Origin of the sequence: Verrucosispora sp. WMMA2044 (genome assembly GCF_027497155.1) — a bacterium.
Classification (GTDB): Bacteria; Actinomycetota; Actinomycetes; order Mycobacteriales; family Micromonosporaceae; genus Micromonospora; species Micromonospora palythoicola.
Map to the genome: position 1 here is coordinate 1,246,161 of NZ_CP114913.1, position 14,232 is coordinate 1,260,392.

Consider the following 14,232-nt stretch of genomic DNA (forward strand, 5'->3'; position numbering starts at 1 on the left):
ATCGGCCCCGCACCCCGGGGAGGGACGAGTGCGGGGCCGACGCGGTGGGGTCGTCAGATCTCGGCGACGGTGCCGGCGTACATCTTGTCGATCTCGTCGGAGAAGTTGCTCTCCACGCCCCGACGCTTGATCTTCAGCGACGGGGTGATCTCGCCGTCCTCGATGGTCAGGTCGCGCGGCAGGATGGTGACCTTCTTGATGGTCTCCCAGCGGTTCAGCTTCTGGTTGAGCTGGGCGACGTACTCCTCCACCATGGCCTGGGCCTCGGGGGATGCCACGATCTCGGCGTACGGGCGACCTTCCAGCGGGGTGCCGGCCGCCCAGCCGGTGATGGCGTCCGGGTCCAGCGTCACCAGCATGGTGCAGTAGTTGCGCGCCTGACCGATCACCACGGCCTGCGAGGTGTACGGGCAGGTGGCCTTGAACATGCCCTCGATGTGCGACGGCGCGACGTACTTGCCGCCGGAGGTCTTGACCAGGTCCTTCTTGCGGTCGGTGATGCGCAGGTAACCGTCGTCGTCGAGGCTGCCGATGTCGCCGGTACGGAAGAAGCCGTCCTCGGTGAAGGCGGCGGCGGTCTCCTCGGGCAGGTTGTGGTAGCCCCGCATCACCGGTCGGCCCTTGATCAGGATCTCGCCGTCGGTGTCGATGCGGCACTCGAGGTCGCCCATGGCCTTGCCGACGGTGCCGATCCGCAACCCGTCGGGCGGGTTGACGAAGTTGCCGGCGCTGGTCTCGGTCAGCCCGTAGCCCTCGGAGATCGGCAGGTTCGCCGCGGCGAAGAAGGTGGCGATCTCCGGGCTGAGCGGGGCGGCACCGGAGACCAGCACCCGGATCCGGCCACCGAGACGGGCCTGGAGCTTGCTGAAGACCAGCTTCTCCGCCAGCGTGTACTTGAGCTTCAGCCCACCCGGCACCGGCTTGCCGGCCTGCTCCAGGGCGATCTTCTCCTTGCCGACGCCGACCGCCCACGCGAAGATCTTGGCCTTCGCCCCACCGGCGCCCTGCGCGGTCGTGACCGATTTGTTGTAGACCTTCTCGAAGACCCGGGGCGCGCCGCACATCAGCGTCGGGCGGACCACCGAGAGCAGCTCGACGAGCTTGTCGACCCGACCGTCCACGTACGTGGGCAGGCCGACGTGCGTGGCGCCGCAGAGCAGCGTCTTGCCGAACGAGTGGGACAGCGGCAGCCAGAGATACTGCAGGTCGTCCTCGCGGAGCAGCCCGACCGCCTCCTGCGCCACACCCTCCCAGCACCAGCCGCCGTGCAGCAGCTCGACACCCTTGGGTCGGCCGGTGGTGCCGGAGGTGTAGATCAGGGTGGCCAGGTGATCCGGGCCGATGCCGGCGACCAGGCGCTCGATCAGCTCCGGGTCCTCGGCGAGCCGCTGGGCCCCCTGCTCCTCCAGTTGCGCCAGGGTCAGCTGGGGCACGGCCGCGGACGGGTCGGGGGCGCCGTCGAACAGGACCACGTGGGTCAGCGCGGGTAGCTGCGCTCCGGCGATCTTGGCCGCCTGGTCCGTGTTCTCCGCGAACAGCACGCTGGAGCCGGAGTCGGAGATGATGTAGGTGGCGTCCTCGGGCTCGGTGGTCGGGTAGACCGTGGTCGTGGCGCCGCTGGCGCACATGATGCCGAAGTCGGCGATCACCCACTCGATCCGGGTGTTCGCCAGGATCGCGACCCGGTCCTCCTGACCGACGCCCAGGCCGTGCAGGCCGGCGGCGACCGCCTTTGCCCGCTGAAAGACCTGTGCCCAGGTCAGCCAGACCGGTCCGTCCGGGCCGGGGTGGGCAAAGGCGTGGCGGTCGGGGGACGCCGCCACGCGCTTGAGGAACATGTCAGGAATTGAGCTGTACGGTACATCGAGAGCCATCGCTGTAGCCGCCTTCGGGGGTGGAGGCGTGACGATCGTCACGGTCGGTGTTCGTTACCGAAGGGTATTGCCTGTCACCGGGCATCGGCTAGCCCTGACGATCATCCACCAGTCCGTTCCCGGCAGATGGAAACCTCGTCTCACGCGTAGCGCGCCGCCGCCCGTGACCAGTCGTAGGTGGCCCGGATCCAGTTCCGCCGGCTGTCCAGCGCCGGGCGCACCGCGTCGCCGTGGTTGGCCAACAGGTCGGTCTCGGCCGCCAGGTACGCGCCGAGTCGCTCGTTGAACCGGTCGGCGGCGGCCCGTAGCGCCGCCGACTCGTCGCCGGTCTCCCTGGTCAACACCGTGATCAGGTTGTGCGCGTCCGGCCCGCCGTGGTGCTCCTTGGCGTAGGAGAAGACGTCGTTGCACCAGCAGATCAGGTCGGCGGCGAGCATCTCCAGGGTGGCCCAGCCGGGGTCGGCCCGGCGGACGGCCGGTGGAAAGCCGTCCAGCGCCAGGTCGGTCAGGGTGAGGCTGGGATACACGGCGCCGGTGTGTCGGCGCATCTGGACGTACTCGTCGACCGGCGGAACCCGCTCGTGTTCCCGGTTCGCCGCCTCCCACAGCAGCGCGAGCAGGTACTCGCGCATGCCGGCGACGAACCGCAGCAGCACGGCCGGGCGCCGGTGGCCGCGTACCCGTTGGCACAGGTCGGTCAGCCCGAGGGCCAGCGTCCCGGCTGCTCCGGGCGGCGTCGGGCCCGGCGCGCCCTGGCGGTCCAGCACGTCCAGCAGCGCGGCCACCGTCGGCGCGAGCCGGGTGGGCTCGGCGCCGAGTCCGTCCTCGTCGCAGGCGTCGTCCATCACGAACAGCCAGGAGATCAAATCGGTCAGCAGGCGCAGGCGCTCCGGCGGGGCCTGCGGGCAGGCTCGCCCGGCGAGCCCGGCGGCATCCGCCCGGTGCAGCCGCTGGCCGTTACTGATCAGGCCCAGTTGCTGCGCCCAGTTCGCGCTCTCCCGGGCCACGCGCTCTGTCTCGCCGTGCCGGACTCCGATGAACGGAGGCTCTCGCAGGGCCGAGACCACAAAGCTTCGCATCGCGCTCCCTGTCGCCACCCCCCCACGAGGCGGCGCGCGTCAGCGTACGGGAGCACCGATGGTGGTCGGTCGATGCGTCGAGTAACGTTTCGGAAATTGCCGTGACCGGTTCCGCACAGAGGGTTAGAAGCCCAGGCTGGCGGCGCGGAGTCGATCGGTCAGGGCCGGTGGCCCGTCGAGCTGCACCCGCGCCGCACGCTGCCGGCCGGACAGGAACAGGGCCAGCTCACCGGGCGTGCCGACCAGCCGCAGCGGTTCGCCGCCCCGGCCGGTGGCCACCTCGCCGTGGCCGGGGGCCTGCACCAGCATCTGGGCGGGGAAGCGGCGCAGGGCCAGCCGGCCGAGCGCCGACAGCCGTCGCCACAACGCCCGCTCCAACCCCACCGGCAGTTCGCGCGGCTGCCAGCCCGCCCGCGCCCGGCGGACGTCCTCGTGGTGGATGAAGAACTCCAACGTGTTCGTCAGTTCGTCGGTGAGCGGGTTGCTCACCGGGCTCCACAGCGGTGGGTGCCGCACCTGGCCGAGCAACTCGGTCCAGTCGAGCGCGGCGACCCGGCGTCGCACCCGTTCGGCGTAGCCGCCGAGTGGGGGAACGATGATTCCCGCCGCGGCGTCCGGCCGACGTTCCCGGACCACCAGGTGCGCGGCGAGGTCACGGGTCGTCCAGCCCTCGTTGAGGGTCGGGGCGTCCGGGCCCAGGGTGGACATCAGCTCGGTGAGCGCCTCGCGCTCCGATCGGGCGTACCGCGGCATGACAGTGATCGTAGGCCGACGTAACCGGGGTCGCGTGTCGAGCGGTTGCGCTGTCGAACCGGTCCGCGGGGTGACGTCGGACATATCGCCTCGGGTCGGCGTACCCGACGCGCAGCGGTAAGGATGAGAGATGATTGTGGCGGCTTACGGCGGGGGAGAATGTGGCGAGTGGGACTAGTCGGGACGTGCTCGGTCGCGGGCTGAGCGTCCTCGGGCGGGCGATCCGGGAACAACCGAGGATCTTCGCGGTCGCGGTGTCCGGCAGCGTGCTGTTCGGCCTGATGGTGGTCGCCAGCGCGTTCGTGGTCGGCGCGGTCGTCGGTGACGTGGTGGTGCCGGCCGCGCAGACCGGTTCGGTGGCGGTGGGCGCGCTGGCGCTGGCCGCCGCGGCGCTGCTCGGGCTGAGCGTGCTGCGGGTGGTCGGCATCTTCGGCCGCCGACTCGGCGCCGGCTACATGCAGTTCCGCCTCCAGGCCGCCTACCGTCGCCGGGTCACCCGCCGGTACCTGGAACTGCCGCTGTCCTGGCACCACCGCAACGCGACCGGCACGTTGCTGTCCAACGCCAACTCCGACGTCGAGGCCGCCTGGCAGCCGATCGCACCGCTGCCCTTCGCGGTGGGCACGCTCGTGATGCTCGTTGGTGCGGTGACGTCGCTGTTCGCCGTCGACTGGGCACTGGCGCTGGTCGGGCTGGCCGTCTTTCCGGCCCTGTTCGCGCTCAACGTGGCGTACTCCCGTCGGATGGCCCCGCGCCAGGCGCGGGCACAACGGCTGCGCGCCGAGGTCAGCGGTATCGCCCACGAGAGCTTCGACGGCGCCCTGGTGGTCAAGACGATGGGTCGCGAGGCCCAGGAGACCGCCCGGTTCGCGGCCCGTGCCGGCCAGCTGCGCGACGCGCTGATCTCGGTCGGCCGGCTGCGGGGCGTCTTCGACCCGATGCTGGAGACGCTGCCCAGTCTCGGCACCCTCGCGGTGCTGGTGGTCGGGGCGTACCGGCTGCGGCAGGGCGCCATCGAGGTGTCCGAGCTGGTCAGCGTGGCCTTCCTGTTCACCGTGCTGGCCTTTCCGGTGCGGGCCATCGGCTGGGTGCTCGCCGAACTGCCGCGCAGCGTCGCCGGCTGGGACCGGATCCGCCGGGTGCTCGACGCCACCGGCGAGATGCCCTACGGCGACACCCGTCCGGACCCGGCCGTGGCGACGCCGGCCACGCTCACCTTCACCGACGTCGGCTTCGCCTACGAACCGGCGGAGGCGCACCTGCCCGGCGCCGAGGTGTTGGGCGAGGTCTCCTTCACGGTGCCGGCCGGCAAGACCGTCGCCCTGGTCGGGCCGACCGGCGCCGGCAAGTCCACCGTCACCGCGCTGGCGGTCCGGCTGGTCGATCCCCGGTCGGGCACGGTGAGCATCGACGGGGTGGACGTCCGGGATTTGGCCGCGGACGTGCTCGCCGGTACCGCCGCGCTGGTCGCCCAGGTGCCGTTCGTCTTCGACGACACCGTACGGGCCAACGTGTCGCTGGACCGGCCCGGCGTGGACGACGAGGCCGTCTGGGCCGCGCTGCGGCTGGCCGAGGCCGACGGGTTCGTCGCCGCCCTGCCCGACGGCCTGGACACGATGGTCGGCGAGCGGGGCACCTCGCTCTCCGGCGGCCAGCGGCAGCGGCTCACCCTCGCCCGGGCGTTGGCGGGGCGTCCCCGCCTGCTGGTGCTCGACGACGCGACGAGCGCGGTCGACCCTCGGGTGGAGGCCGCCATCCTGGCCGGGCTGCGCTCCTCGGCCGGCGGTGGCCCGGGCGCGTCGATTCTGGTGGTGGCCTACCGGCGGGCGACCATCGCCCTCGCCGACGAGGTCATCTATCTGGAGCACGGGCGGGTGGTGGCGCGGGGCACCCACAGCACGCTGCTGGCCACCGTGCCGGGTTACGCCGATCTCGTCACCGCCTACGAGCAGGCCGAGGTCGACCACCAGGATCGGCAGCACACGTACGACGAGGTCACCCCGATGACCTCCGGACTGGAGGTGGACCGGTGAGCGCGAGGAGTGAGCTTGCGAGCCCCGCAGTCGCGAACGAAAGGCGGAACCGGTGAGTGTGGGCTCGGTACGGGGCGGCGAGGCACCGGAGCAGGCCGAGTCGACGTGGCGGACGCTGCGGCGGGGGCTGGCGCTCTCCCCGGAGTTGCGGGTCGGGCTGGCCGGCACCCTCGGTCTGGCCCTCGTGTACATGGTCGGCCGGGTGGCCGTGCCGGTGGCGGTGCAGCAGGGCATCGACCGGGGTATCGCCGGTGGGTTGAACCTGGACGCGCTGTTCGTGGTGGTGTCGGTCACCGCCGCGGTGCTGGTGGTGACCACGACCTGTGGCTACCTGATGATGCGCCGACTGTTCACGGTCAGCGAGACGGCCCTGGCGGGGGTGCGGGTACGCGCCTTCCGGCACGTGCACGACCTGTCGATGCTGCACCAGCAGTCGGAGCGACGCGGTTCGCTGGTGTCCCGGGTCACCAGCGACGTCGACCAGATCACCCAGTTCCTCCAGTGGGGTGGGGTGATCCTGCTGGTCAACCTGGGCCAGTTGGCGGTCACCACGGCCGTGATGCTGGCGTACTCGTGGCAGTTGACGCTTGTGGTGTTCGCCGCCTTCGGGCCGGCGGTGCTGGTGATCCGGCTGCTCCAACGCCGCCTCGCCGCGGCGTACGGGGTGGTCCGGCAGCGTACCGGTGCCCTGCTGGGGGCGGTCGGGGAGAGCGTGGTCGGCGCGCCGGTGATCCGGGCGTACGGCATCGCGGGGCGCACCGCCCGGCGGCTGGACGAGGCGATCGACGGTCAGCGGCGGGCCCAGCAGAAGGCGATCCGGATCAGCATTCTCGGCAGCTCGGTCGGCGAGCTGGCCGCCGGGCTGGCGTTGGCCGGCGTGGTGGTGCTCGGGGTGTTCCTCGGTGCCGACCGGACGCTGAGCATCGGTGAGATCACCGCGTTCCTGTTCCTGGTGACGCTCTTCATCCAGCCCGTGCAGATCGCCACCGAGGTGCTCAACGAGGCGCAGAACGCGATCGCCGGCTGGCGTCGGGTGCTCGACGTGCTGGACGTCGCCCCGGACGTGGCGGATCCCGGACCGCAGGGGCGGGAACTGCCCACCGGGCCGCTGGACATCCGCTTTGCCGCCGTGCGCTTCGCCTATCCGGGTGGTCCGACGGTGCTGCACGACATCAGCCTGGAGATCCCGGCGAAGAGTCGGGTGGCGGTGGTTGGTGAGACCGGCAGCGGCAAGACCACCTTCGCCAAGCTGGTCACCCGGCTGATGGACCCGTCGGCGGGGGCGGTGCTGCTGTCGGGGGTGCCGCTCACCGACGTGCGTTTCGACTCGCTGCGCTCCCGGGTGGTGATGGTGCCGCAGGACGGGTTCCTGTTCGACGCCACGGTGGCCGACAACGTCCGCTTCGCCCGTCCGGAGCTGACCGACGAGCAGCTCGCCGCCGCCTTCACCGAGCTGGGTCTGGCCGACTGGCTGGACGGGCTGCCCGCCGGGTTGGCGACCGGGGTGGGCGAGCGTGGCGAGGCGTTGAGCGTGGGGGAGCGCCAGTTGGTGGCGTTGGCCCGGGCGTACGTGGCCGATCCGGACCTGCTGGTGCTGGACGAGGCGACAAGTGCGGTGGACCCGGCCACCGAGGTGCGGTTGCAGCGGACGTTGGACGCGGTGACCCGGGGCCGGACCACCCTGGCGATCGCCCACCGGCTGTCGACCGCGCAGAACGCCGACGAGGTGATCGTGGTGGACCGGGGGCGGATCGTGCAGCGTGGCTCGCACGACGAGCTGATCCGCGACCCGGATTCGGTGTACGGACTGCTCTACGCCTCGTGGCTTGAGCAGACCCGGTAGACGCCGTCGAGCCGATGCCATACCCTCCGAGTTAGGTAAGCCTAACCTCAAAGGAGGTCGTGTCATGCGGCCCAGCCCCGCCGAGATCGTCCGGACCCTGGTCGCGGGTCGGTTGCCCGGCCTTGTCCACCTGGCCTGCCGGCCCGGCCTGCACCACGCGCGCCACGCCACCGACCCCGAGGGGCGGGTGCTGCTGCTGGTGCCGGTGGTGAGCGATCTGGCGGCGGCGTTGGGCGCCGAGGACCGGGCGGTCGCGGTGGTGCTCGACGTGCTCGACCTGCCGCCCGCCGCCGGGGCGCCGTCACTGGGCCGGGCCCTGGTCTCCGGTTGGGCGCGTCGGTTGGCCGGTGACGAGGCACGGGCCGCCGCGGTGGACTTCGCCACGGTGGAACCCACCGGCGACCTGCTCGATGTCGGCACCCGGTTCCGGCTGTTCCGCTTCGAGGTGGCCGAGGCCCGTTGGCACCGGGCCGGCGAGTTGCGCCGCGTCGACCCGCAGGCGTACGCGGAGGCCGAGCCGGACCCGCTGCACCCGGTCGAGGCGGAGCTGCTCGCCGACCTGGGCGAGGACCACGCCGCGCGGCTGACCGGCTACCTGTGCCGGCAGCTCGGCCTGGCCGCCGGTCGGACCGACCACGCGCCACGGGTCGAGCGGATCGACAGGTACGGGATGCTGGTGACCTTCGGCCGGCCGGGCGCCCGGCGACGGGCCCGGCTCGCCTTCGGTCGCCGGCTGGCCGACCGGGCCGAGTTGACCCGACTGCTGCACCCGGTGCTCCGCGCGGGCTGAGCTACCGCCCCGACGGTGCCGAGTGGGGCACACCGTCGAGAGCGCCGGTGAGATAGCGGTGCACGGTCGGGCCGACCGTGGCGATCAGGGTCTCCGGCGCGGCGGAGGCGACCGGTTCCAGCCGGATCACGTAGCGCATCAGCGCCAGCCCGACGAGTTGACTGGCCACCAGCGACCCGCGCAGCGGCACCTCGGCCGGGTCGACGTCGAGATGATCGAGAACGCGGCGCAGCACCTGGGTGGTGAGGAACTCGCGCAGCAGCCGGGCGGTCCACTCGCTGCTGACCGCGGAGCGCAGCAGGGCCACCCCGGCGGCACCGGCCGGCGAGTCCCACACCGTGACGAACATGCGGACCAGCCGCTCGCCGAGGGCGGCACGGTCGCCGGCGAGCACCTTCGGCAGCAGTTCCCCGGGGTTGACCGGAAAGCGCATGGCGGCCAGGAAGAGCTGTTCCTTGGTGCCGAAGTAGTGGTGCACCAGAGCCGGGTCGACCCCGGCCGAGGCGGCGATGGCCCGGATGGTGCTGGCGTCGTAGCCGCGTTCGGCGAACGCGGCCCGGGCCGCGTCGAGGATCGTGTCCCGGGTGCCGGGTCTGCCGGGTCGCCGTCCGCTGCGCCGTACCATCGCCCTCCCTCGCTCCTGTCGGTGGTGCCGCCCCGGCGGACGCGGTGCGCGCGCCGGGGCGGCACCACGGGGGTCAGCCGCTGCGCCGACGCAGGGTGGCCGCGGCCAGCACCAACGCCAGCACCGCCGCGGCGGCGACGATCGCCACGTCGCGCCACATCGTGCCGGTCGGTTCGGCGTGCGTGCCGACTTCCTGCAGGGCCTCGACGGCGTACGACAGGGGCAGCACGTCGCTGACCGCCTGCAACCAGCCGGCCATCTCGTCGCGGGGCACGAACAGCCCGCAGAGCAGCAGTTGTGGTGCGACCACGACCGGCATGAACTGTACGGCCTGGAACTCGGTGCGGGCGAAGGCGCTGCAGAGCAGGCCGAGCGCGACGGCGAGCACCGCGTTCAGCGCGGCGATCATGATGACCAGGGCGCTGCTGCCGGCGGTCTGCAGGCCGAAGACCCAGTACGCGACGGCCGAGGCGATGCCGGCCTGCACCGCGCCGGCCAGCCCGAAGGCGATGCCGTACCCGAAGAGCAGGTCGGTCTTGGCCAGTGGGGTGGTGAGCAGTCGTTCCAGCGTGCCGGTGGTGCGCTCGCGCAGCATCGCGATGCTGGTCACCAGGAACATGATGATGAACGGGAAGAAGCCGAGCATCACCAGGGCGATCCGGTCGAAGGTCGACGGTTGACCGGGCGGCGCGGGCTGGTCGGCGTACATGTAGTAGACCAGGGTGAGCAGGACGGTCGGCACGGCCACCAGCAGCGCGACGGTGCGTCTGTCGTGGCGCAGCTGCCGCAGGATGCGCCCGACGGTGGCGGCCAGGATGCGCGGGTTCATCGTGCCTCCCCGGACGGGTCGGGCTCGGCGGCTCTGATCAGCCGCAGGAAGGCCTCGTCGAGATCGTCCACTCCGGCGGCGGCCCGGACGGCCGCCGGCGTGTCGTCGGCGATGAGCCGGCCGTCGCGGATGAGCAGCAACCGGTCGCACCGGGCGGCCTCGTCCATCACGTGGCTCGACACCAGCAGGGTCGTCCCGGTCGCGGCCAGGGCGTGAAAACGGGCCCAGAGGTCGGCCCGCAGCACCGGATCCTGGCCGACGGTGGGCTCGTCCAGCACGATCAGTTCGGGCTCGCCGACAAGTGCGCAGGCCAGCGACGCCCGGCTGCGCTGGCCTCCGGAGAGGGTGCCCACCAGTTGGCCGGCCGCCGAGGCCAGCCCGACGTCGGCCACCGCTCGGTCGGCCTCGGCCCGGTCGCGACCGTGCAGGGTCGCGAAGTAGCGGGCGTTCTCCCGCACCGTCAGGTCCGCGTAGACGCTCGGCGCCTGGGTCAGGTAGCCGACCCGGTGGCGTAGCGGCGGCGAGCCGGCCGGGGCCCCGAGCACCGTCACCGTGCCGGCGGCGATCACCTGCACTCCGACGACCGCACGCAGCAACGTGGTCTTGCCGCTGCCGCTCGGCCCGAGCAGGCCGGTGACCGAACCACGCGGCACCGTGGCGTCGATGCCGTGCAGCACCCGCCGTCCGCCCCGGTCCACGACCAGGCCCCGGACGGCGATCGCGTCAGCCATCGCCCACCTCCTTAATTCATCGTCCGTTGAAATCAACGGTAGATGAAATACCGCCGCTTCGGCAAGGCGCGGCCACGGGGTACGGGGTCGCGCCGGACCGGCCGGTGCTGCGACCCTCGAACGATGGACATCGGTACCCGGGAGCCGACCTTCACCGTCAGCGAGGCGGCCCAGCGGGTCGGCCTGACCACCCACACGTTGCGTTGGTACGAGCAGGAGGGGCTGGTGGCACCGGTGGGCCGGGACTCCACCGGCCGGCGTCGCTACACCACCGAGGACGTCAACTGGTTGCTGCTGCTGACCAGGCTGCGCCGCACCGGCATGCCGGTGCGCGACATGCGTCGCTACGTCGAGCTGGCTCGACAGGGCGACGGCACGCTCGGTGCCCGGCGGGCACTGTTCGAGGAGCATCGGGTGCGGGTGCTGCACCGGATGGCCGAGCTGGAGGGGGACCTCAAGGTGCTCGACTTCAAGATCGACCACTACCGGCGGGCGGAGCTTGGCGAGCTCGACTGACTGCGGCGCCGATCGGGGCGAAAGGCTTGTCGGGTGGCAAAACCCGTAGCACGGTCAGCCGGCATCAGATCGGACGCCAGGTCCGTCAGCGGGCATTGCACCCCGATCGGACGTGCGGCACGATGGCGCGGTGGATCACGCTCCGTCACCGGACAGTGGGTTCTTCGACGACTGGGCCGCCCGGCTGCGGGCCAGCGCCGACCGGCCCGTGGTGGGCATCCTGCTGCGCGGCAGCCACGCGCGGCGGGCCGCCACCGCGCACAGCGACGTCGACGTCGACGTGCTGCTCGGTGGCGCTCCGTACGCGGCCCGGCGGGCCTACCTCGCGGAGCACTCCGGCCGGCTGACCCACGTGTCGGTCGCGGCCCGGGACATCCACTCGTGGGTGACCCGGCTCGGTGAGCCGGCCGACTGGGCGTTCGGCCTGCCGGTGACGGCACCCACCCGGCTGCTGTGGGCCGACTCGTACTGGCGGCACCGCATCGACCTGCCGGTGCTCTGCCAGCCGGCCGACGAGCCACGGCTGGAGGAACTGATCGCCATGCTGGGCAAGGTGGCCGCGGCCCGGGACGCCGAGGACGCGCTCGGTGCCCGGCTGGCCGCCGCCGACCTGGCCCGGCTCTGTCCGTCGGTGTTGCGGCTGGCGAACCCGTCGGTACGGGTGGTCTCCCGCCGGTCGGCCTTCGCCGCCGCGCTCGATCTGCCGGTGGCGCCCGCCGGCTACCGGGAGGACATGCTGCGCTGCCTCGGCCTGCTTCCCGGCTCGACCGGACAGTTGTGGGCGGCGGCGGCCCGCCTGGTGACCGGCACTTTGCCACTGATCCGCCCGTACGCCGCCGAGGTGGCCGGTGCGGCCGGTCCGGACCTTGCCGACGCCCTGCTGGACGGGCGGCTGGACCGTTACGTGGCCCAGTTGGGCCGGCCCGGCGGTCGCACGCCGTCCGCCAGCCGGGAGCCGGCTGGGGTACCCGCGCCGCGTGCGGGACAATGGGTCACTGTGCCCGTTCCTGACGCGCCGGTGACCGGCGCCCACCCTGACCTGCCGAAGTCGCCGGGCGGTTCGCGGCGACCGTCTCGGCTCGACCCGGCGATCGCCGGCCGCCTGCGGCGTACTCCCGACGGTCTGGTGGCCGCCGTGGTCCGCCAGCACGACAGCGGTGAGGTGCTGATGATGGCCTGGATGGACGACGAGGCGCTGCACCGCACGCTGACCACGGGGCGGGCCACCTACTGGTCGCGCAGCCGGCGTGAGTACTGGGTCAAGGGCGCCACCTCCGGCCACCACCAGTACGTCCGCTCGGTGGCACTCGACTGCGACGGCGACGCGGTGCTGGTGAGCGTCGACCAGGTCGGTGCCGCCTGCCACACCGGGCAGCGCACCTGCTTCTCCGACGAACTCCCGGTCACCGGCGAGGTGGCACCATGAGCGAGCGGAGCGAGCGAATCGTCAGGCTCAGCGCGGTGGTGCCTCATGGCGGCACGGAGCGAAGCGGAGTGCCGGCATGAGCGAGCGGAGCGAGCGAATCGTCAGGCTCAGCGCGGTGGTGCCTCATGGCGGCACGGAGCGAAGCGGAGTGCCGGCATGAGCGAGCGGAGCGATGGTCGGGTGAGCCCGGACGCGGCCACCTTCACCGAGCTGGCCGCCCGGTGGCGGGTGGTGCCGGTCACCCGCCGACTGCTCGCCGACGCGGAGACCCCGGTCGGCGTCTACCGCAAGCTCGCCGGTGGCCCGGGTACGTTCCTGCTGGAGTCCGCCGAGCAGGGCGTCGGCTCGTCCGGCCTGGCCTGGGCCCGGTACTCCTTCGTCGGGGTGCGCAGCAGCGCCACTCTTGTCGAGCGGGACGGTGCCGCGGCCTGGCTCGGCGTGCCGCCGGTCGGGTTGCCGACCACCGGGGATCCGGTCGAGGTGCTGCGTGCGACGGTGGCGGCGCTCGCCGGCCCCCCCGGCGCGCCGGGTGACGGGACGCCGCCGTTGACCGGCGGGATGGTCGGCTATCTCGGCTACGACCTGATCCGCCGCTTCGAGCGGTTGCCCGCGCTCACCGAGGACGACCTGCGCCTGCCCGAGCTGGGCATGATGCTCGCCACCGACCTGGTGGTGCTCGACCACTTCGACGGTTCGGCGATCCTGGTCGCCAACGCGATCCTGCCGCCGCTCGACGAGCCGGGCCGCGACGAGCGGGTCACCGCCGCCTACCATCACGCGGTGGGCCGGCTGGACGCGATGACCACCGCGCTGTCGCGGCCCATCCCGCCGATGGTCGCCACGGTCGCCCGACCGCCGGCCGGCGAGGTGCGCAGCCGTACCCCGGACGGCGGGTACCCGAAGGCGGTGGAGGCGGCGAAGGAGGCGATCCGGGCCGGTGAGTGCTTCCAGATCGTGCTCGCGCAGCGGTTCGAGCGGGAGACCGACGCCGACCCGCTGGACGTCTACCGGGTGCTGCGCACCACGAATCCCAGCCCTTACATGTACCTGCTGCGCTTCGACGACTTCGACATCGTCGGGTCGTCACCGGAGGCGCACCTGAAGGTGACCGGTGAGGTGGACGGCGAGCGGCGGGCGCTGCTGCATCCGATCGCCGGCACCCGTCCGCGCGGCGCGACCCCGGAGGCCGACGCCCGGCTCGCCGCCGAGCTGCTCGCCGATCCCAAGGAGCGTGCCGAGCACGTGATGCTCGTCGACCTGGGACGCAACGATCTGGGCCGGGTGTGCCGTCCCGGCACCGTCGAGGTGCCGGAGTTCGCCACCATCGAGCGGTACAGCCACGTGATGCACATCGTCTCCACGGTGGTCGGCACGCTGCGGGCGGACCGCACCGCCTTCGACGCGCTCGCCGCGACCTTTCCGGCGGGCACGCTCTCCGGCGCCCCAAAGGTGCGCGCCATGGAGATCATCGAGGAGTTGGAACCGGTCCGCCGGGGCCTCTACGGCGGCACGGTCGGCTACTTCGGGTTCGCCGGCGATCTCGACATGGCCATCGCGATCCGGACCGCGCTGATCCGGGCGGGCCGGGCGTACGTGCAGGCCGGTGCCGGTGTGGTGGCCGACTCCGACCCGGCCGCCGAGGACCAGGAGACCCGGAACAAGGCCGCCGCGGTGCTGGCGGCCATCGCCGCCGCGGAAACCCTCCGGCCGGCCCGGTGAGCGCGAGGAATGTA

The 14,232-nt window shown here is 72.5% G+C and carries 12 protein-coding genes and 1 pseudogene; 7 read left to right on the top strand and 6 right to left on the bottom strand.

From position 1 onward, the window contains the following. Positions 1 to 53: 53 nt before the first annotated feature. The 3 genes from O3597_RS05760 to O3597_RS05770 all read right to left on the bottom strand — a co-directional run bounded on the left by O3597_RS05760 (position 54) and on the right by O3597_RS05770 (position 3,706). Positions 54 to 1,874 carry a long-chain fatty acid--CoA ligase gene (locus O3597_RS05760; protein WP_281603439.1) on the bottom strand — a complete coding sequence of 607 codons (1,821 nt, stop codon included), beginning with the start codon at positions 1,872 to 1,874 and terminating at the stop codon, positions 54 to 56. Between the two features lie 140 nt (positions 1,875 to 2,014). Then, positions 2,015 to 2,953: a terpene synthase gene (locus O3597_RS05765; protein WP_164449165.1), complete on the bottom strand. Its 939-nt coding sequence runs from the start codon at positions 2,951 to 2,953 to the stop codon at positions 2,015 to 2,017. Positions 2,954 to 3,076: 123 nt separating this feature from the next. After that, positions 3,077 to 3,706, bottom strand: coding sequence for a TIGR03085 family metal-binding protein (locus tag O3597_RS05770; RefSeq protein WP_281603440.1), 630 nt, complete (start codon positions 3,704 to 3,706; stop codon positions 3,077 to 3,079). 161 nt (positions 3,707 to 3,867) lie between these two features. Here O3597_RS05770 and O3597_RS05775 point away from each other — a divergent pair, with 161 nt between their 5' ends. The 3 genes from O3597_RS05775 (at position 3,868) to O3597_RS05785 (ending at position 8,372) form a co-directional block, all read left to right on the top strand. Then, entirely contained in the window at positions 3,868 to 5,739 is a 1,872-nt protein-coding gene (locus O3597_RS05775) for an ABC transporter ATP-binding protein (protein ID WP_164449164.1), read from the top strand. 58 nt (positions 5,740 to 5,797) lie between these two features. Beyond that, positions 5,798 to 7,582, top strand: coding sequence for an ABC transporter ATP-binding protein (locus O3597_RS05780; protein ID WP_281604487.1), 1,785 nt, complete (start codon positions 5,798 to 5,800; stop codon positions 7,580 to 7,582). Between the two features lie 64 nt (positions 7,583 to 7,646). Continuing rightward, positions 7,647 to 8,372, top strand: coding sequence for a DUF2470 domain-containing protein (locus O3597_RS05785; protein ID WP_164449163.1), 726 nt, complete (start codon positions 7,647 to 7,649; stop codon positions 8,370 to 8,372). A 1-nt stretch (position 8,373) separates the two neighbouring features. Here O3597_RS05785 and O3597_RS05790 read toward each other — a convergent pair whose 3' ends face one another. From O3597_RS05790 to O3597_RS05800, 3 genes are all read right to left on the bottom strand, one after another. Then, the gene (locus O3597_RS05790) at positions 8,374 to 8,997 is read right to left on the bottom strand and encodes a TetR family transcriptional regulator (RefSeq protein WP_164449162.1); all 624 of its coding nucleotides are present in this window, start codon (positions 8,995 to 8,997) and stop codon (positions 8,374 to 8,376) included. A 73-nt stretch (positions 8,998 to 9,070) separates the two neighbouring features. Continuing rightward, positions 9,071 to 9,826, bottom strand: coding sequence for an ABC transporter permease (locus tag O3597_RS05795; protein WP_281603441.1), 756 nt, complete (start codon positions 9,824 to 9,826; stop codon positions 9,071 to 9,073). Beyond that, positions 9,823 to 10,557 carry an ABC transporter ATP-binding protein gene (locus O3597_RS05800; RefSeq protein ID WP_164449160.1) on the bottom strand — a complete coding sequence of 245 codons (735 nt, stop codon included), beginning with the start codon at positions 10,555 to 10,557 and terminating at the stop codon, positions 9,823 to 9,825. The genes O3597_RS05795 and O3597_RS05800 overlap by 4 nt, the downstream gene beginning before the upstream one ends. Positions 10,558 to 10,680: 123 nt before the next feature. Between O3597_RS05800 and O3597_RS05805 the strand changes: the two genes are divergently transcribed. The 4 genes and pseudogenes from O3597_RS05805 to O3597_RS05820 all read left to right on the top strand — a co-directional run bounded on the left by O3597_RS05805 (position 10,681) and on the right by O3597_RS05820 (position 14,218). Next, on the top strand, positions 10,681 to 11,073 hold the full coding sequence (locus O3597_RS05805; RefSeq protein ID WP_281603442.1) for a MerR family transcriptional regulator: 393 nt from the start codon (positions 10,681 to 10,683) through the stop codon (positions 11,071 to 11,073). A 493-nt stretch (positions 11,074 to 11,566) separates the two neighbouring features. Next, positions 11,567 to 11,890: pseudogene (locus O3597_RS05810) on the top strand (phosphoribosyl-AMP cyclohydrolase); the annotation flags it as partial. A gap of 180 nt (positions 11,891 to 12,070) precedes the next feature. Further along, positions 12,071 to 12,499, top strand: coding sequence for a phosphoribosyl-AMP cyclohydrolase (gene hisI, locus O3597_RS05815; protein ID WP_281604488.1), 429 nt, complete (start codon positions 12,071 to 12,073; stop codon positions 12,497 to 12,499). Between the two features lie 156 nt (positions 12,500 to 12,655). Next, entirely contained in the window at positions 12,656 to 14,218 is a 1,563-nt protein-coding gene (locus O3597_RS05820; RefSeq protein ID WP_164449157.1) for an anthranilate synthase component I, read from the top strand. The last annotated feature ends 14 nt before the right edge of the window (positions 14,219 to 14,232 follow it).